Source organism: Campylobacter armoricus (assembly GCF_013372105.1).
Classification (GTDB): domain Bacteria; phylum Campylobacterota; class Campylobacteria; order Campylobacterales; family Campylobacteraceae; genus Campylobacter_D; species Campylobacter_D armoricus.
On the sequence record NZ_CP053825.1, the window covers coordinates 560,571 to 578,288 of the forward strand.

Genomic DNA, 17,718 nt, shown 5'->3' on the forward strand with positions numbered 1-17,718 from the left:
TATTTAAAATTAGATTGTGATTTTACATTGTGATGATTTAAAAGTCAATAAAAATTAGCAAAAATTCAAAAAAAAAAAAAACGATTTTTGATATGGAAAAATAGCTGTTTAAAGCTTTTTAGGGTAAGTTGTATTAGTATTTTAAATTCTAAAGATATTTTTATTAGAAATTTTATATAAAAATTATAATTAATAAATTTTTATAAAATTAAAATTAATGGATATTTTAAATATTTTCTACTCTTCAAGTTTTTCAAGAACATTAAAATATTTTTCCTCTAAAATAATTAACAAATCTTGTTTTTCTTGTAATTCTTCATAAAGTTTGTTAATCCCAAATTTTTGATAAAGTTCAGGTTTTGATAAAGAATTTTTTAAATTTTTTATTTCTTCTTCTAATTTGTGAATTTTATCAGGATAGGAAGTTAAAATTTCATTTTCTTTATAGCTTAATTTCTTGGCCGATTTTTCTTTTATTTTTGTGTTTATTGTGGCATTTACTTCTAAACTTTTAGAAAATTCTTCAAAGTCTTTATACTCTTTTTCATTTTCTAAATATTCACTATATGAAAGAACTTCTATATTGATATTTGCATTATCTTCAAAAGCATAAAGCTTGGTTGCTATTTTATCGACAAAATATCTATCATGAGAGACAAGTAAAATAGCTCCTTCAAAAGAAAGTAAGTATTCTTCTAAGATATTAATCGTAGCTATATCTAAATCATTTGTAGGTTCATCTAGGATTAATACATCATATTCTTTGGTAAAAAGTAAGGCTAGTGCAACTCTGTTTTTTTCACCTCCACTTAAAACACTCACGCTTTGTTCTAAAAATTCTTTCGGAAATAAAAATTGTTTTAAATATCCATAAACATGCATATTTTTACCACGCACTTGGATATGATCACCACCATTTGGACAAAAAATTTCTAAAAGTTTTTTATCAGTATTAAGTAAGCTTCTGCTTTGATCAAAATAGCCTATTTTAATTTCACCTCTTTTAATCTCTCCGCTATCAAGTGGAATTTGATCAAGTAAAATTTTTAAAAAAGTGGATTTCCCACAGCCATTTTTACCTACTATAGCTATGCGCTCACCTTGTAAAATTCTTGCGTTAAAGTCTTTAAAAAGTGTTTTATCTGCTATGGATTTTGAGATATTTTTAAGCTCAAAAAGCATTTTTTTGCGGTTTTGACTTTGGGCTTGGTTGAAATTTTTACTAGCTCTTTTGATTTCAAGTTGTAAGCGTTTGATAGCTCCTGGATTTTTTTTAGCTTCTTCGCGCATTTTCAAAATTCGCTCTTTACGCCCTTCGTTGCGTTTTAGTCTAGCTTTTACACCTCTTCTTAGCCATTCTTCCTCGCTTTTTAGTTGTTTAAGCAAGGTTTCATGGCTTTTTGCTAAAGAAGCTAAAATGGCTGCTTTTTTTTCTAAATACTGGGTATATCCACCTTCAAAAACACTTAATTTTCCCGCTTCTATTTCTACACATTTTTGTGCTATAGCATCGATAAAATATCTATCATGAGAGATAAAAATAACACACATCTTAGAAGCTTTTAATCTTTCTTCTAAAAAGCTACTCATATATACATCTAAATGGTTGGTTGGTTCATCAAGTAATAATATATCAGGATTTTTAAGTAAAAGCGTGCAAAGTCCTACGCGCCTTATCTCGCCACCACTTAAAGAGCAAAGTGGTCTGTCTTTGTATTCTAGTAGTTTAAACTCTTCTAATATTCTTTGTATTTTTTGGTCTAAATTCCATGCGTCTTTTGAGTCTATAAATAAACTTAATTCATCTACTTTTTTTAAATATTCTTTGTTTTCTGGATCAAGTGCTAATTTTTCATTATAAATTTCAAATTCTTTTAAGGCTTGATAAATTTCTTCAAGTTCTTTTTTGATGGCTTCGCTCACGCTTAAGGTGCTTTCAAAGCTTACTTGTTGGCTTAGCATACCTATACTAGCGTTATTTTGCTTAATCACCCTACCACTATCTAATTTTAAAGTTCCTACAAGAGCTTTTAAAAAGCTTGATTTTCCTTCGCCGTTTTTGCCTATAATGGCAATTTTTTCCCCTAAATTTGCACTGAAATTCGCATTTTCTAAAACTATTTTTGTGTTAAATTTTTTATTTGCATCAATTAAATCTATTAAAGCCAAACTTCTTTTCCCAAATGTTTTTTGCGATTTTACTTTAAAAAGTATTAATTTTGCTTAAATACAATTACACTATGAGAATATTTGTTTTCTTTGCTTTATTGGTTTTGTTTTTTACTTTGGCAAATTGGTATATTTATAAAAGATTTTTAAGTAGAGTTGTTTTTTTAAAGTCTTATAAAAAAATAATATTAATTTTTATTTTTGTAGTTTTAATACTTGAAATTATTTTTTTTATAAATATGCGTGGGGATTTTTTGCATGAAAAACTTTATTATATTTTAGCGATTTTTCCTACTATCACTTGTTTTTTCTTACTTTTTGGATTGATTTTTGAGTTTGGAACTTGGATTTTTTTTAATGAAAATAAAAAAGAACAAATTTTTAACTCCCAAAGAAGAAAATTTTTAAAATTAATTTTTGATTCTTGGCTTATTATACTTAGTGTTAGTATGGTGTTTAAGGGTTTTGCAAATGCTATTAGCACACCCAGGGTTAATGAAATAGATATTAAAATTAAAAATTTAAAAAAGAATTTAAATATAGCTTTATTGACAGATGTACATTTGGGTAAAAATTTAGGAGAAGATTTTTTAAAAACCTTAATTGATGAGGTTAATGCTTTAAATGTGGATATGGTTATCATAGCTGGAGATTTAATTGATGCAGATATTGCTAGTATGCCTTATGTTGATTTATTGGAGAATTTTAAATCAAAATATGGTACTTATTATGTTTATGGAAATCATGAATATTATAATAATATAAATGCAATAGGACAAAAACTCAAAACGCTTAAAAATTTTAAAGTTTTAGAAGATGAAAGTATAGATTTTGGAGATTTTACTTTAAGTGGGACTTTGGATTTAAGTGCAAAGCGTTTGGGCTGTAAAGAAAGCAGTATAGAAAAAATTAAAACTCAAATCAATCAAGAAAAGGTTAATATTTTAATCACACATCAACCAAAGTATGTAAAAACTTATGATGTAAGCAACTTTGATCTTATTTTATCAGGGCATACGCATGCGGGGCAAATTTTTCCTTTTTCTTTGTTGGTATATTTAGAGCAAGGTTTTGTGTATGGACTTTATAAGCTAAGTAAAGATAGTTTGCTCTATGTAAGTAGTGGAGCTGGATTTTGGGGGCCTGCTGTGAGATTTTTAGCACCTAGTGAAATAGCTTTGATTAGATTGCAAGGAGAATAAATGGGATTTAGTAATAGTGTATCAAAAATGTTTGGAATTATAGCAAAATGTAAATTTCCAAAAATCATACAAAAAAATATTAATAAAACTTATGTTAATGCTTTTAATATCAATATGAGTGAATTTAAGCCTTTAGAAGAGTATGAGAGTTTAAATGCTTTATTTACAAGAACTTTGCTAAAAGAGCGAGAATTAGAAAATGGCTTTATAAGTCCAAGTGATGGTAAAATTTTAGAGCTTGGAAGTGGTTTTCAAAATGACTTAAAAGAAAACTTAGCCTTTAGTATTAAAGGTTCAAGCTATAGCATAGAAGAGCTTTTAAAAAATTCAGCCAGCAAAGAAGAATTAGAAAATGGTATAGATTATGTAAATATTTATTTATCTCCAAAAGATTATCATCATTATCATGCACCTTGTAATATGCAAATTTTAAGTGCTACTTATATGAGCGGGGCTTTATTTAGTGTAAGTGAAGCAAAACTTGCTAAAATCATTAACCTTTATACAAAAAACGAAAGAGTTGTTTTAAAGTGTTTAATAGATGGAAAATTTACACTTTGGATGGTATTTGTGGGTGCATTAAATGTAGGTAAAATGCATTTTACATTTGATACTAGCATACAAACCAATGCTGCGAATTTTGATTTTACTCATACTTATGAAGATCTTTTTGTAAAAAAAGGTCAAAGACTTGGAAATTTTGAGCTAGGTTCGACTATAGTTTTAATCACTCAAAAAGGTTTTTTAAAATTTAGCAAAAATGCTTATGAACAAGTTGAATTTTCTAAGAAGATTGCGGACTTTGCTTAGTCTCATCTTCATTAGCAACTTTATATAAAAATGCAAAAATTTCAGCTACAGCTTTATACATATTAGGTGGGATTTCATCGCCTAAATCAAGCTTACTAAGTACTTCTACTAAGTCTTTATCTTCTTTTATGGGTATGCCATTTTCTTTAGCTAAAGAGATGATTTTGGTAGCGTTTTCACCTTTTGCATTGGCTAAAATTTTTGGAGCATTTTGCTCTTCTTTGTTATAACCTAAAGCTACTGCTTTTTTTATTTTTTTAGCCATTTTTAAGCCCTTGTATCAAAACCCATATTAAAATCATTATATTCTTCTTGATTGTGAAATTTACTTTTAACTATATCACTGATGAAAAAATTAGAGCTTAAAAGTCCTACTTTTACCAAAGCTTTTTTTAGCTCATGTGCTCTTTCGTATAGTTTTTTTCTAAAATTAACATTTTCAATCATCATATTTATATCAACATACTTATCATTACTTAGCGATAAAAATACATTTATTTTTCCTAGTTTTTCAAATTCAAGATTAATTTGTGCGTAGAATTTATCTTTTTTACCGCGTTTAAAAACTACATTGGATTTTTCCAAATCATTCCAAAAAAATGGTAAAAAAGTATGAATACTATTATTTGCTAGGGATAAAAGTTGATTAAATTCAAGTTGAACTATAAGACGATTTGCTTGATTTAGTATGTTTTCATTGTCTAAATTTTTAGCTAAATTAGAAATTTGCAAAAGGGTTGATTTTAGATCTTGTTGTAATTCTGAATTTATTTCACCTGTGTTTTTTTGAGTTATTTTTCCTATATCTTTTATAGAAATTTCTAATTTTTTTTCTATGTTTTTTATATCATCTAAAGAATTTTTTGCTTCGTAATTTTTAGGATCTAAGGCTTTAAGAATTTCATTTAATTTTCGTCCAATATTTCCTAATTCTTTGTTGAGATTATCAAGAAGTTCTTCTTGAAAATTTTGCATAAAATTGAGATTTTTACTTACATTTTGTTTGAAAATATCTTCTAATAATGTTTTATTGGATTGATTTTTGAAAATATCTTCTGGTTTTGAGACATTTTGTGAATTTTGGGTTTTATTATCATCTTTTTTTATTTCATCAGTAGATTTTATTGGATGTTTTTCATCTTTTTGTATTTCTTTTGAATTATTATTTTGGGTTGGATTGTTTTTTATATCTTCTTTCGAATTATTATTTTGTGGTGTTTTATTGTCTTTTGGAATTTCTTTATTTTTATCTTGATTTCTTTGAATTTCTTGTTTATCGTGTTCTTGTTGAGAATTTTCATATTTATTTAAGATAGGTTTTCCATTTTTTTCATTATCTTTTATGTTTTGATTTTGTATAAAATTATTTGTTTTATTTTGAATTGACTCTGAATTATTTTTATGATTTTTAATGTCTTTTAAAAATATAATTAGATTTTTTATATTTTGACTTAATTCTTTCAAAATATGTGTATTTTGTATTTTGATATTTTCAGGCTTTGCTAATTCTTTGTTGATGAGTGTAAGATTTTTACCAAGGTCTTTAATGAAATTATTTGCTAAATTTTGTAATTTTTCTTGAGTTATGGTGTTAGGATTTTTGTTTATATAATTTTTAAAATTTTCTATTTTATCAAAAAGCTTAAAAAGTGCTTTGTAGTTTGTATTTTCCAAAGATGCTTTGTTGTTTTTTTTATGGTTTTGTAAGATATGAATAAGTTCTTTTAAAGTGCTTGTGGTATCAAGGTTTTTTAAATCTAAGTTACTTATATCATGTTTTAAATTTTCATTACTTGCTCCTTTGATAGTACTTAAAAGATTAAAAAAACTCTGTGGTAAAATTTGTTCTTTTAGCGAATAGTTAAGTTTTGCTTCTAAAAATACACCTGAATTTTTTATTAAAGATGAAAGATTTTTGTTGTTTATTTCTTTAGCAGGTTTGATAAATTCTTCTAAATTTTTAAATATTTTTTCAAATTCAGGAGTTTTAGAAAGTTCTGTTTGAAGTTTTTTAATTTCATTGGCAAAATTAGGTGCGAAATTTAAATCTTTTTGGTTTTTTAATATTGGAAGATCTGTGTTTTTGTTGGTTTTGATTTGATCTAAAAGCTTATTGAGGAGTTCTTGTAATTTTTGATCAATTTTACTAACATAGTCTTTAGGTAGTTTAGCTTCTGGAACTGTCTTGGAGATTAAAGGATTTTTTAAACCTTCGATGAGTGAAGTTTTTTTATCTGTTTTTTCGTTTTTATTTTCTTTGTTTGCTTCGTTTTTTGCAAATTGATTTTGATTATTGGGGATATTAGTTATCATCTAGCATTACCATATTACCAGGTTTTCTTTTGAATTTCGTAAGATTTTTGAATTTTGGTTTATCTATGGCAAAAAGAATTAAAATACTAAGTAAGCATATATAAAAATACATAAAACCATTAGCTTCGAAATAATACATTAAAGCTCCAAGTACAGCAGGGGCAAATAAAGCTCCAAAAGAATATGTAAAAAGAACAGCTCTTCCAAGTTCTACTCTTTTGCTAGAATCATCAAGCATATCATTGGCTCTTGCCAAAGAAAGAGCATATAAACAACACATTCCCATACCAAGTAAAAATCCAAAGAAGTATTTTAAGTAAATATTATAATCTAATAATAAAATACAAAGCATAGCACTTAATGCGGTTAAAGCACATAAGATAATAGCAAATTTACGGCTGATTTTATCAGAAAGTGTTCCGATAAATAATTGAGATATAAATCCTCCAAGCATAGTGCAAAAAATAAAAAATGAAGCTTCTTTTGCACCAAGTCCTTGTATAAGTATAAATAAAGAAGCCATAGAAAAAAAGCCATTTAAAAGCATTCCTGCTATAAAACTTGTTACTAAAGCCAAAGGAACTATATCAAAAACTTTTGGAATGGAAATTCTAGTTTTTTGAGGTAAAACTGGTTCTTTAATGCGTATTAAAAACAAAGGAATAGAAGCAAACATTATAAAACTTGCACTTAATATAAATAAAGTATTACTTAAAAAATCAAATGACATTAGTAAAATTCCAAAGCCAGATGATGAATAAAATACAACTTCATAAAAGGCTATTACTCTTGATCGAATTGAATTTTTGGCTTTTTCATTAAGCCATGATTCTATAACCATTAAAAGCGCATAATAACAAAATCCTAATAAAAATCTCAAAACCATCCAAAAGTAAAGATTAAAATTTATACTATGAAGCATGGTAGCTATACCAAATATGATGGCAAAAATTCCAAAAGATCTTATATGTCCTACTTTTGATACTATTCTATGAGCACTTATTGTACTTACCATAGCACCTAAAAAATAGCAACTTCCTATTACACCTATATAAAAATTACTAACATCGTTTTGCTTTAATATAATTGCTATAGAATTTACAGTTAAAGCACTTCCTATGAAAACAAACATCATACCTAAAAACAATGCAGTTAATGATTTAATCGTTCTTTTTGAGCTTAACATTTTCTTATTAAAAAATTATAAATTAATACCGCTATTGGGGTAACAAACATTGCACAAAATAAGGTAAAAATATCCATTAATCCTCGAAACTCTAAAAATAAAAATCCTACTATTAAAAATATATAAGCAAAAATTTTAAATAAAGAAAAAAAAGCTAACATATTTTTAAGAATATTTTTAATTTTTGGTTTTAAATCGTCATCTGTATTGATAAATTTTACGATTTTTGGAAAAGAATGTTGTTTTTTTGCAAAAATTTGTAAAGGTCTTTGTGTGAAATCATAATTTTTAGCCGCTTTGAAAATAAAATTTTTATAATTTATAAAAGAAATTAAAATGATTAAATTTTGAGCTAAAAATCCAAATTCAAAACTAAGAAATATTTTAAAATTTATTTCTTTGTAAAAAAAAACTCCTGCTAGAAAAAGTAGATTTAATCCTAGTAGGAGTTTTAGTAAGATTTTGGGTTTTAAAATCATTGCTTTAAATCTTTATAACGATTTTCATCTTTGAATTCTTCATAGCTTTTTACTTGTGCCTTATAGGCTTTATATACATTTAAAATTGCCGCAGCCACTCCTATAAATACACCAATCCAAAAAAGCCAAGCAACGCCTGTTAAATTTTTTAGAAAATACCCTATACCAACTCCGATTAAAACAGCTATAACCATGGATATGCCAAGGCTTAGTCCATCAGCTGCTTCTATGCCTTTGCGTATGATTTTTTGTCTTTTACTCATAAGGTTTTAAAGCTTTCTTGTGCTGCTTGTATAGTTTTATCAATTATTTTTTTATCCATACATTCACATATAAAACCTGTTTCAAATTGAGAAGGTGCTAAATATACACCTTTATTAAGCATTTGTGCATGGAATTTAGCAAATAGTTTTGTATCTGATTTTAGCGCATCTTGATAATTATTGATAGGATTTTCACAAAAGAAAAAGCCAAACATAGAGCCAATGCAATTAACTTGCAAAGGGATGTTGTAATCATTAGCAGCTTCTTTAAAACCATCTGTGAGTCTTTTACCTAATTTTTCTAATTTTTCATATAAACCTTCATAATTTTTTGCCTTTTTTAAACTTGCATAGCCTGCAGCCATAGCAAGAGGATTACCACTTAGTGTCCCTGCTTGATATACCCCACCTAAAGGACTTAATAAATCCATAATTTCAGCTTTTGCAGCAAAAGCAGCCGCTGGCATACCACCACCTATAACCTTGCCAAAAGTTACAATGTCAGCTTTTATATGATTGATTCCAAAAGAACCTAAATAAGAAGCTCTAAAGCCACTCATAACTTCATCAAAAATTAAAAGAATTTGATGTTCATCACATAACTTTCTTAGTTCTTGCAAAAATTCTATTTTAGCAGGCACTAAGCCCATATTTCCTGCAATTGGTTCTATGATTATACAAGCTATATTATTATCATTATTGATTAAATTTTTAACACTATCAATATCATTATAAATTGCCACTAAAGTATTTTTAGCTACATCAGCTAAAACTCCTAAGGAGCTTGGGGTGTTAAAAGTAGCTGCGCCACTTCCTGCACTTACCAATAAAGAATCAGAATGTCCGTGATAACATCCTTCAAATTTGATAATTTTATCTTTTTTGCTAAACCCTCTTGCAAGACGAATAGCACTCATAGTAGCTTCGGTTCCACTACTTACAAAACGAATTTTGTCTAAATGTGACCAATCTTTTAAGATAAATTTAGCTAATTTGGTCTCAGCTAGGGTTGGTGCACCAAAACTTGAGCCATGTTCTAAAGCTTTTTTGCAAGCTTTTTCAATATCTTCATCACAATGTCCAAAAAGTAAAGGCCCCCAGCTTTGAACATAATCTATATATACATTATCTTCTATATCACTAATATAAGCACCTTTTCCTTGTTTGATAAATAAAGGATTGCTACCTACGCTTGTAAAAGCACGCACTGGAGAATCTACTCCGCCTGCTATAAATTCACAAGCTTCTTCAAAAGCTTTTTTGTTGTTTTTCATTTTTATTCCTTTTTGTTATTTGTTATATAATCATAAAGTGATTTGATTTCTTGTTCGGTTAAAGAATAAGTTGGCATAATGCTTTTTGCTTCTTGGGGTTGAATTAAAACATCTCTAAAGCGTTTATAGCCTATTTTTTTGATACTTGGAATTATAAAAGGAAATTTTTCTCCATTTTTAGTGTAATAACCAAGCACCTGTTGGCTTCCATCACCATGACATTTAGCACAACTTATACCTCTTGGATTTTGATAAAGGGATTCTTGATATTCTTTAGGAGAAATAAAATCTTCAGCCCAGATACCGCAAAAAAATAAAAATAAAAATAATATAATTTTCACTTATCACCTTTAACAAAAAAGAAGTTTTATTATGATACAATTTTTAAGTTAAATAAAGCTATAAATCAAGGAAAGAAATGATACTTTTAGATGGCAAAAAAATAAGTAATGAAATAAAAAATACTTTAAAACAAGAAGTCATGGGACTAAAATCCCAAAGTATAGAGCCATGTTTGGCTGTAATTTTAGTAGGTGAAGATCCAGCTAGTAATACTTATGTAACTTCTAAAGCAAAAGCTTGTGAGCAATGTGGGATAAAATCTTTGGTTTATAGATTAGATGCAAATACAACACAAAGCGAGCTTCTAGCTTTAATTAATACTTTAAACTATGATGATAGCGTAGATGGAATTTTGGTGCAACTTCCTTTGCCAAAGCATATAAATAAAGATATAATTTTAGAAAGTATTAATTTTAGTAAAGATGTAGATGGTTTTCATCCTTTTAATGTGGGGAATTTAAATCTTAATTTAAAAGGTGGATTTTTACCTTGCACTCCTTTGGGTGTTATGAAAATTTTAGAGTATTATGATATAAAGTTACAAGGTGCTGATGTGGTTGTAATAGGTGCTTCAAATATAGTTGGTCGTCCTATGGCTACGCTTTTATTAAATGCTAATGCTAGCGTGAGTGTTTGTCATATTTATACAAAAGATTTGAAAGCTTATACTAAAAATGCAGATATTGTCGTTATAGCTGCAGGTTCTCCAAATCTTTTAAAAGAAGATATGGTTAAAGAGGGTGTAGTAGTGATTGATGTAGGAATTAATAGAGTGGATGGAAAAATAATCGGTGATGTAGATTTTGAAAATGTTAGCAAAAAGGCTAGTTATATTACACCAGTACCTGGTGGGGTAGGACCTATGACTATTGCAATGCTTTTAGAAAACACTATTAAATCAGCTAAAAATAGGATTAATAAATGAATTTTTTTAAAAAAATTTATAAATTTACGCAATCTTGGACAGGGACTTTAGTTATTGTTTTATTGGTCATATTTTTCTTCATACAAGCTTTTACTATACCAAGTGGATCTATGAAGAATACTTTACTTGTGGGTGATTTTTTGTTTGTAAAAAAATTTTCATATGGTATTCCAACTCCACATATTCCTTGGGTGGAAATTCCTATTTTGCCTGATTTTAATAAAAATGGACATTTGGTAAGTGGTGAAGGTCCAAAAAGAGGAGATATAGTTGTATTTAGATACCCACATGAACCAAAAATTCATTATGTAAAAAGATGTGTAGCTAAGGGTGGTGATGAAATAGTTTTTGCAAATAAAACTTTATATGTTCGTATGGTTGAGGGCGATGAATATATGAAAGATTATTATCCTAATAAAACAAAAATCATAGGTGGGAAGCTTTTTGTAAAAGAACCTTTTGTAGAAAAAGGAATTCACTATGATTCTAGAGTAGATATAGAAAGTATATTTTTTCGCTACTTAAATTTAGGGCAGTTTGCAATGGAGCCTATTTCTTTTACTGAATTAGGAGCCAATAATATCTATGGATTTAATGCTTATTATTATAAAGTGCCTGAAAATGAATATTTTATGATGGGTGATAATCGTGATCACTCTAGTGATAGTAGATTTTGGGGAAGTGTAGATTATAAATATATAGTAGGACAACCTTGGTTTATTTATTTTTCATGGGATGAAGATAAAAAAGTAAGATGGGAAAGAGTAGGGCGTTTGGTTGAAACAATAGAAAAAGATGAGCGTTTTATTCATCACAATGAAAGTGATATAGAAGCTTTAGAATAATTACTCAAAGAAACAAGATAATATTTTTTTGTGTAGAAAATGTATAGTTTCTACACAAAAATATAAAATTACATATTCTTAATTTTATTCGTAGATTTTTTTAAGCTCCAAGTTGTAACAATTAACACAAATAAATTAGTATAAAACAAAGGATATAAAATGTTAAGCCAAAGATCTCAAAATTTAGGAGAATCCTTAACTTTAGTAATGACTGATATAGCTAAAACGCTGAAAGCAAATGGTGAAAAAGTTATTAGTTTTTCAGCTGGTGAGCCCGATTTTGATACTCCAAAAATCATAAAAGAAGCTGCAATTGAAGCTATTGAAAAAGGTTGCGGGGCTTATACACCAGTTGTAGGTGTAAAAGAAGTGATAGAGGCTATACAATATAAATTTAAAAAAGATAATAATTTAGAATATAAAGCAAGCGAAATCATTACCAATGTTGGTGCTAAGCATTCATTGTTTATGGCAATTGAATGTTTGGTTGAAGAAGGTGATGAGGTTATCATACCAAGTCCTTATTGGGTGAGTTATCCTGAAATGGTAAAATTTGCAGGTGGAACTCCTATATTTATAGAGGGTGAAGCAAAAAATGGCTTTAAAATGACCCCTGAGCAATTAAAACAAGCCATCACTCCAAAAACAAAGGTTTTGATGTTTAACTCTCCATCAAATCCTACAGGAGCTATTTATTCTAAAGAAGAGATAGCTGCTTTGGCTAAGGTTTTAGAAGGAACTAAGATTGTAGTTTTAAGTGATGAAATTTATGAAAAATTAGTTTATAATGGAGAATTTTGTGCTTTTGCACAAGTTAGTGAAGACGCTTTAAATAGAACAGTAAGTATTAATGGTCTTAGTAAATGTGGAGCAATGCCAGGATGGCGTTTTGGTTATATGGCTAGCAAGATGAATGAATTTAATAATGCTGTAAAAAAACTTCAAGGACAAAGTACTTCAAATATTTGTTCTATCATTCAGTATGCTTCCTTGCCAGCTTTACTTGGAAAAGCAGATGGTGATATTGAGATGATGAGACAAGCATTTTTAAGACGCAGAGATATAGCGTGTGAAATTTTAGCCAAAAGTGAAAAATTAAAATTAGAGCAAATTCCACAAGGTGCCTTTTATTTATTTATCTCTTGTAAAGAAGTTGATAGTAATTCTATGAGATTTTGTAAAAGATTATTAGAGGAACAAAAAGTAGCTTTAGTGCCTGGAATTGGATTTGGTATGGAAGGATATTTTAGACTTTCTTATGCAACTAATGAAAAAGATATTATTGAAGGTTGTGAAAAAATTGTTGAATTTGTAAAAAACTACTAATTTTTAAGCCTGCAAAAAGCAGGCATTCTTTCAAAAAAAAAATATAAGCAAGTCTTTGGTATGATTATGTAAAAAATATAGGGAAACTAATGGAATTTGAAGTTCAGTATAAAAGTGCTAACGCTAGAGCTTGTCGTATAAAAACAGCTCATAGTGAAATTTTAACTCCTATTTTTATGCCAGTTGGAACTTTAGCTGCGATTAAAAGTTTAGATGCTATCGATATGAGTGAAATTTTAAATGCAAAAATAATTCTAGCAAATACTTATCATTTATATTTAAGACCAGGTTCTAAAGTAGTTAAACAAATGGGCGGATTACATGGTTTTAGTAAATTTAATGGCTCTTTTTTAACCGATAGCGGAGGATTTCAAGCTTTTTCTTTAAACAAAAACTCAAAACCTGATGAGTGTGGGATTAAATTTAAAAGCCATATTGATGGAAGTTTGCATTATTTTACCCCGCAAAGTGTTTTAGATGCACAATATGATTTTAATTCAGATATTATGATGATATTAGATGATCTAGTGGCTTTACCAGCTAGCAAAGAAAGGATAGAGCTTTCTTTAAAACGCACTATAAAATGGGCAAAAGAAGCTATGGATTATTATAAATTAAAACAAAATCAAGGTATAGGTATAGGACAAAATATTTTTGGTATTATTCAAGGTGGAACGGATTTTGAAGCTAGAAGACTTTGTTCTCAAGCACTTTGTGAGATGGATTTTGATGGACTTGCTATAGGTGGATTAAGCGTAGGAGAGGAAAATAAGGCTATGTATGATACGGTTGAAGCTATGATGCCTTATGTTGACTCTAATCGTCCAAGATATTTAATGGGGGTTGGCACGCCTGAAGATTTAGTGGAAAATATAGCAAGAGGTGTGGATATGTTTGATTGTGTTATGCCAACAAGAAATGCTAGAAATGGAACTTTATTTACTAGTTTTGGTAAATTTAACATAAAAAAAGCAGAATTTATCACTGATAATTTACCTATCGATTCAAAATGTTCTTGCTATGCTTGCAAGAATTTTTCAAGGGCTTATTTAAATCATTTATTTAAAGCCAAAGAATTAACCTTTTTTAGACTTGCAAGTATTCATAATTTGCATTATTACTTAAATTTAGTTAAACAAATACGTGAAGCCATCATTAAGGATGAATTTGAAAATTTTAGAAGAGAATTTTATAGGCAAAGAATATGTTAAATGATATTTTAAAACAAACTATTGGTAATATCAATATATCAAATGCTTATTATGAATTTGACGATTTTGATATTTTTATGCTAGATATTACTAAAAATTCTAAAAATATTTTTATTTTTAAGGAAAATCAAATTTTTGAGTATGAAAATGAAGAGTTGAAGTTGTATTCTAATGCAGATTTTATAAAAATTTTAAAAGATATTTTGCAAGAAGAAAAAGAAAAAAATAATACCATAAATTTATCTATAGAAAAACGCGAAGAATTGATTTTAGAAAATAAAAAAGTTAAAAATTTTCTTACAAAATATTTTATTTTAAAGGTAAAACTTGGCAAGAGTTATAAAATAGTTTCTTCTGTTTTAGAAGCTTGTAAAATTTGCCATAGTAAGCAACATTTTATAAAGAAAAATTTAAAAACAATTATTCTAAATTTAGGAATTTTAGAAAGAAATATTAAAGATAATATCGCAAGATTAGAAGGAATTTACGCTTATATTAATACAGCAAGAAGCGAGAAGATTAATAAAAATATTTATTTTTTAAGTATCATGTCCGCGATTTTTTTACCTTTAAATTTAATCGTTGGATTTTTTGGTATGAATACTAAAAATTTATTTTTATCTGAGAATGAATATGGTACTTATTATGTTTTGATTATAATTATAAGTATATTTTTTATTTTGTTTTTATGGTATCAATTTAAAGATAAAAAAGAATTAGATTTAGATGAATTTTCTGTAAAAAAGAAAAAGAAATGAGTGGTACGCCCAAGAGGATTCGAACCTCTGACCTTTTGAACCGCAATCAAATGCTCTATCCAGCTGAGCTATGGGCGCAAAAATAAAAACTCAATTTTATCAAAAAAATCTTAAACTAAGCAAAAATAAATAATTTTTATAGAAATTTTATATTTTTATGCTAATCTTCTTGTATTAATTTTTGATAAGGCAATGTAATGATACATAAGATTTTAATAGCCAATAGGGGTGAGATTGCAGTAAGAGTAATTCGTGCATGTAGAGATTTACATATAAAAAGTGTTGCTGTATATACTGAACCTGATTATGAATGTTTGCATGTAAAGGTTGCTGATGAGGCATATAGAATAGGAACTGATGCTATAAGAGGTTATTTGGACGCTAAAAGAATAGTTGAAATTGCTAAAGCTTGTGGAGCTGATGCTATACATCCTGGATATGGATTTTTAAGTGAGAATTATGAATTTGCAAAAGAATGTGAAGAAGCAGGGATTATCTTTATAGGACCAAAATCAGATGTAATTCGTAAAATGGGTAATAAAAATATAGCAAGATATTTAATGAAAAAAAACGGAATTCCTGTTGTCCCTGGTACTGAAAAGTTAAATCATTGCACTTTAGAAGAAATCAAACTTCAAGCTTTAAAAATAGGCTATCCTGTAATTTTAAAAGCAAGTGGTGGCGGTGGCGGTAGAGGCATACGCGTTGTTCATAAAGAAGAAGATTTAGAAAAATCTTTTGAAGCTTGTAAAAGAGAAGCTCTTAGTTTTTTTAAAAATGATGAAGTTTTTATGGAAAAATATGTCATTAATCCAAGACATATTGAGTTTCAAATTTTAGCAGATAATTATGGTAATATCATTCATCTTTGCGAAAGAGATTGTTCTATACAAAGAAGACACCAAAAAATTATTGAGATAGCTCCATGTCCTAGTATTTCTGAAAAATTAAGAAAAACCATAGGAGTTACTGCAGTAGCTGCTGCAAAAGCGGTGGGTTACACAAATGTTGGAACGGTTGAGTTTTTACTTGATGATTACAATAGATTTTATTTTATGGAAATGAATACAAGAATTCAAGTAGAACATCCAATTACTGAAGAAATTACAGGGATTGATCTTATTACAAGACAAATTCGTATTGCAAATGGAGAAATTTTAGATCTTGAACAAAGCGATATTAAACCTAGAGGTTTTGCTATAGAAGCAAGGATTACAGCTGAAAATGTATGGAAAAATTTCATTCCAAGTCCAGGTAAAGTAACAGAATATTTTCCTGCTTTAGGACCTTCTGTGAGAGTAGATAGCCATTTGTATAAAGATTATACCGTTCCACCTTATTATGATTCTTTACTTGCAAAATTGATTGTTAAAGGTTCTAGTTATGATAGCGTGGTTAATAGACTTGAAAGAGCTTTAAAAGAATTTGTAATCGATGATATAAGAACTACTGTGCCATTTTTGATTGCAATTACTAAAATTAGAGAATTTAGAAGAGGATATTTTGACACATCTTTCATAGAAACACATATGGAAGAACTTTTGGAAAAAACCGAAGACAGACACCAAGAAAATAAAGAAGAGGTTATTGCAGCTATTGCAGCAGCTTTACAAAAAATTAAAGAAAGCAGAGAATAATGAGTTTTTTAGATGAATTAAAAGATATAAAAAAAGAACTTCAAAAGGAACAAAAATATTCGAAAAAAGAAAAAAATAAGTCAAGTAAAAGTGGTGTTAATATAAAAAGCACTGATTTAGGCACTTTAGAGAAGGATTTAAGTGAGCAAAATGCTGTTAAACGACAAGAACAAGAATTTGAAGATATATTTTTAAAACAAGAGCGCCTAGCAAATGAATTTATGGAATTTATAAAAAATAGTGATATTAAAAAAATTCAATGAATATTATTGGTTTTTGTACTTTAGAAGAAGAATGTCCTTATCTTGATGGTAAATTTTGTAGGAATGAATATAATTATATTTCTTATATAGATAAGTCATTAAATCAAGAATTGGTATCTAGGGGATGGAGACGCTTTGGTTCGTATTTTTCAAGACCAATTTGTAATGAGTGTAACGAATGCCAAAATTTGCGTATTTTGGTAGAAAATTTTCATTTTAGTAAAAGTTACCGCAGAGTTTTGAAAAAAAATATATCTACTAAAATTATTTTACAAAAACCTTGTTTAAGTGATGAGCATTTATTGCTTTATGAAAAATACCATTATTATCAAAAAGATAAAAAAAACTGGAAAATTTATGATTTAAATTTTAGAAAATATTATAATTTATATGTAGATAATGCAGGCACTTTTGGATATGAATTAGATTTTTACATTGATAATCAATTAGTATGTGTGGATTTAATTGATATTTTAGATGATGGAATTTCTAGTATATATTGTTTTTATGATCCTGATTATTCTCATTTGAGTTTAGGAAAATATTCACTTTTAACTGAAATTAAACTTGCACAATTAAAAAGATTAAAATATATTTATTTGGGTTATTTTGTAAAAAAGTGTCAATCTTTATCTTATAAAGCCGATTATAGTCCAAATGAAATTTTAAAATATACTAGTGCTCTAAATGAACAAGCGTTTTTGTGGAGTTAATT

General features: G+C 27.9%; 18 protein-coding genes and 1 tRNA gene. 10 read left to right on the forward strand and 9 right to left on the reverse strand.

What is annotated here, in order from left to right:
• Positions 1 to 237: 237 nt before the first annotated feature.
• Positions 238 to 2,169 carry a ribosomal protection-like ABC-F family protein gene (abc-f, locus tag CARM_RS02905; RefSeq protein ID WP_139424766.1) on the reverse strand — a complete coding sequence of 644 codons (1,932 nt, stop codon included), beginning with the start codon at positions 2,167 to 2,169 and terminating at the stop codon, positions 238 to 240.
• Positions 2,170 to 2,240: 71 nt separating this feature from the next.
• On the opposite strand from abc-f, the gene CARM_RS02910 reads away from it, so the two are divergent.
• Positions 2,241 to 3,371, forward strand: coding sequence for a metallophosphoesterase (locus tag CARM_RS02910; RefSeq protein ID WP_139493262.1), 1,131 nt, complete (start codon positions 2,241 to 2,243; stop codon positions 3,369 to 3,371).
• Complete coding sequence (locus tag CARM_RS02915) at positions 3,372 to 4,181, forward strand: phosphatidylserine decarboxylase (protein ID WP_139424771.1); 810 nt, start codon at positions 3,372 to 3,374, stop codon at positions 4,179 to 4,181.
• Here the strand turns inward: CARM_RS02915 and CARM_RS02920 are convergent.
• Genes CARM_RS02920 through CARM_RS02950 form a run of 7 tightly spaced genes read right to left on the reverse strand, consistent with a single transcriptional unit; the run spans position 4,156 to position 10,037 of the window.
• Entirely contained in the window at positions 4,156 to 4,446 is a 291-nt protein-coding gene (locus tag CARM_RS02920; protein WP_139424774.1) for a FlhB-like flagellar biosynthesis protein, read from the reverse strand. The genes CARM_RS02915 and CARM_RS02920 overlap by 26 nt on opposite strands.
• A 2-nt stretch (positions 4,447 to 4,448) precedes the next feature.
• Positions 4,449 to 6,494 (reverse strand): flagellar hook-length control protein FliK, encoded by a 2,046-nt coding sequence (locus CARM_RS02925; protein WP_139424777.1) that lies wholly within the window; start codon positions 6,492 to 6,494, stop codon positions 4,449 to 4,451.
• On the reverse strand, positions 6,484 to 7,680 hold the full coding sequence (locus CARM_RS02930) for an MFS transporter (RefSeq protein ID WP_139424779.1): 1,197 nt from the start codon (positions 7,678 to 7,680) through the stop codon (positions 6,484 to 6,486). The genes CARM_RS02925 and CARM_RS02930 overlap by 11 nt, the downstream gene beginning before the upstream one ends.
• Complete coding sequence (locus CARM_RS02935; protein WP_139424782.1) at positions 7,674 to 8,159, reverse strand: hypothetical protein; 486 nt, start codon at positions 8,157 to 8,159, stop codon at positions 7,674 to 7,676. The genes CARM_RS02930 and CARM_RS02935 overlap by 7 nt, the downstream gene beginning before the upstream one ends.
• Positions 8,156 to 8,422: an AtpZ/AtpI family protein gene (locus CARM_RS02940; protein WP_139424785.1), complete on the reverse strand. Its 267-nt coding sequence runs from the start codon at positions 8,420 to 8,422 to the stop codon at positions 8,156 to 8,158. Before CARM_RS02940 ends, CARM_RS02935 begins: the two co-directional genes overlap by 4 nt.
• Complete coding sequence (gene hemL / locus CARM_RS02945) at positions 8,419 to 9,696, reverse strand: glutamate-1-semialdehyde 2,1-aminomutase (RefSeq protein WP_139424788.1); 1,278 nt, start codon at positions 9,694 to 9,696, stop codon at positions 8,419 to 8,421. Before hemL ends, CARM_RS02940 begins: the two co-directional genes overlap by 4 nt.
• Positions 9,697 to 9,698: 2 nt before the next feature.
• Positions 9,699 to 10,037, reverse strand: a complete 339-nt coding sequence (locus tag CARM_RS02950; protein ID WP_139424791.1) for a c-type cytochrome — start codon at positions 10,035 to 10,037, stop codon at positions 9,699 to 9,701.
• A gap of 77 nt (positions 10,038 to 10,114) precedes the next feature.
• On the opposite strand from CARM_RS02950, the gene folD reads away from it, so the two are divergent.
• From folD to CARM_RS02975, 5 genes are all read left to right on the forward strand, one after another.
• Positions 10,115 to 10,963, forward strand: coding sequence for a bifunctional methylenetetrahydrofolate dehydrogenase/methenyltetrahydrofolate cyclohydrolase FolD (gene folD, locus CARM_RS02955; RefSeq protein ID WP_139424794.1), 849 nt, complete (start codon positions 10,115 to 10,117; stop codon positions 10,961 to 10,963).
• Entirely contained in the window at positions 10,960 to 11,808 is an 849-nt protein-coding gene (lepB, locus tag CARM_RS02960) for a signal peptidase I (RefSeq protein WP_139424796.1), read from the forward strand. The genes folD and lepB overlap by 4 nt, the downstream gene beginning before the upstream one ends.
• Before the next feature lie 159 nt (positions 11,809 to 11,967).
• Positions 11,968 to 13,134 (forward strand): pyridoxal phosphate-dependent aminotransferase, encoded by a 1,167-nt coding sequence (locus tag CARM_RS02965; RefSeq protein WP_139424799.1) that lies wholly within the window; start codon positions 11,968 to 11,970, stop codon positions 13,132 to 13,134.
• An 89-nt stretch (positions 13,135 to 13,223) separates the two neighbouring features.
• Entirely contained in the window at positions 13,224 to 14,345 is a 1,122-nt protein-coding gene (gene tgt, locus CARM_RS02970) for a tRNA guanosine(34) transglycosylase Tgt (RefSeq protein WP_139424802.1), read from the forward strand.
• A complete protein-coding gene (locus CARM_RS02975; protein ID WP_139424805.1) occupies positions 14,339 to 15,103 on the forward strand; it encodes a CorA family divalent cation transporter in 765 nt (254 codons plus the stop codon). The genes tgt and CARM_RS02975 overlap by 7 nt, the downstream gene beginning before the upstream one ends.
• A 1-nt stretch (position 15,104) precedes the next feature.
• On the opposite strand, the gene CARM_RS02980 is transcribed toward CARM_RS02975, so the two are convergent.
• Positions 15,105 to 15,181: transfer RNA gene (locus tag CARM_RS02980), tRNA-Arg, on the reverse strand.
• Positions 15,182 to 15,300: 119 nt separating this feature from the next.
• On the opposite strand from CARM_RS02980, the gene CARM_RS02985 reads away from it, so the two are divergent.
• Genes CARM_RS02985 through CARM_RS02995 form a run of 3 tightly spaced genes read left to right on the forward strand, consistent with a single transcriptional unit; the run spans position 15,301 to position 17,716 of the window.
• On the forward strand, positions 15,301 to 16,740 hold the full coding sequence (locus tag CARM_RS02985; protein WP_139424806.1) for an acetyl-CoA carboxylase subunit A: 1,440 nt from the start codon (positions 15,301 to 15,303) through the stop codon (positions 16,738 to 16,740).
• On the forward strand, positions 16,740 to 17,003 hold the full coding sequence (locus CARM_RS02990) for a hypothetical protein (RefSeq protein WP_139424807.1): 264 nt from the start codon (positions 16,740 to 16,742) through the stop codon (positions 17,001 to 17,003). Before CARM_RS02985 ends, CARM_RS02990 begins: the two co-directional genes overlap by 1 nt.
• On the forward strand, positions 17,000 to 17,716 hold the full coding sequence (locus CARM_RS02995) for an arginyltransferase (protein WP_139424809.1): 717 nt from the start codon (positions 17,000 to 17,002) through the stop codon (positions 17,714 to 17,716). The genes CARM_RS02990 and CARM_RS02995 overlap by 4 nt, the downstream gene beginning before the upstream one ends.
• Positions 17,717 to 17,718 lie beyond the last annotated feature (2 nt).

Excerpts from the sequence above, each read along its gene's own strand:
- CARM_RS02910 (WP_139493262.1), top strand. The coding sequence starts at position 2,241 with ATGAGAATATTTGTTTTCTTTGCTTTATTGGTTTTGTTTTTTACTTTG.
- CARM_RS02915 (WP_139424771.1), top strand. The coding sequence starts at position 3,372 with ATGGGATTTAGTAATAGTGTATCAAAAATGTTTGGAATTATAGCAAAA.
- CARM_RS02920 (WP_139424774.1), bottom strand. The coding sequence starts at position 4,446 with ATGGCTAAAAAAATAAAAAAAGCAGTAGCTTTAGGTTATAACAAAGAA.
- CARM_RS02925 (WP_139424777.1), bottom strand. The coding sequence starts at position 6,494 with ATGATAACTAATATCCCCAATAATCAAAATCAATTTGCAAAAAACGAA.
- CARM_RS02930 (WP_139424779.1), bottom strand. The coding sequence starts at position 7,680 with ATGTTAAGCTCAAAAAGAACGATTAAATCATTAACTGCATTGTTTTTA.
- CARM_RS02935 (WP_139424782.1), bottom strand. The coding sequence starts at position 8,159 with ATGATTTTAAAACCCAAAATCTTACTAAAACTCCTACTAGGATTAAAT.
- CARM_RS02940 (WP_139424785.1), bottom strand. The coding sequence starts at position 8,422 with ATGAGTAAAAGACAAAAAATCATACGCAAAGGCATAGAAGCAGCTGAT.
- hemL (WP_139424788.1), bottom strand. The coding sequence starts at position 9,696 with ATGAAAAACAACAAAAAAGCTTTTGAAGAAGCTTGTGAATTTATAGCA.
- folD (WP_139424794.1), top strand. The coding sequence starts at position 10,115 with ATGATACTTTTAGATGGCAAAAAAATAAGTAATGAAATAAAAAATACT.
- lepB (WP_139424796.1), top strand. The coding sequence starts at position 10,960 with ATGAATTTTTTTAAAAAAATTTATAAATTTACGCAATCTTGGACAGGG.
- CARM_RS02965 (WP_139424799.1), top strand. The coding sequence starts at position 11,968 with ATGTTAAGCCAAAGATCTCAAAATTTAGGAGAATCCTTAACTTTAGTA.
- tgt (WP_139424802.1), top strand. The coding sequence starts at position 13,224 with ATGGAATTTGAAGTTCAGTATAAAAGTGCTAACGCTAGAGCTTGTCGT.
- CARM_RS02975 (WP_139424805.1), top strand. The coding sequence starts at position 14,339 with ATGTTAAATGATATTTTAAAACAAACTATTGGTAATATCAATATATCA.
- CARM_RS02985 (WP_139424806.1), top strand. The coding sequence starts at position 15,301 with ATGATACATAAGATTTTAATAGCCAATAGGGGTGAGATTGCAGTAAGA.
- CARM_RS02990 (WP_139424807.1), top strand. The coding sequence starts at position 16,740 with ATGAGTTTTTTAGATGAATTAAAAGATATAAAAAAAGAACTTCAAAAG.
- CARM_RS02995 (WP_139424809.1), top strand. The coding sequence starts at position 17,000 with ATGAATATTATTGGTTTTTGTACTTTAGAAGAAGAATGTCCTTATCTT.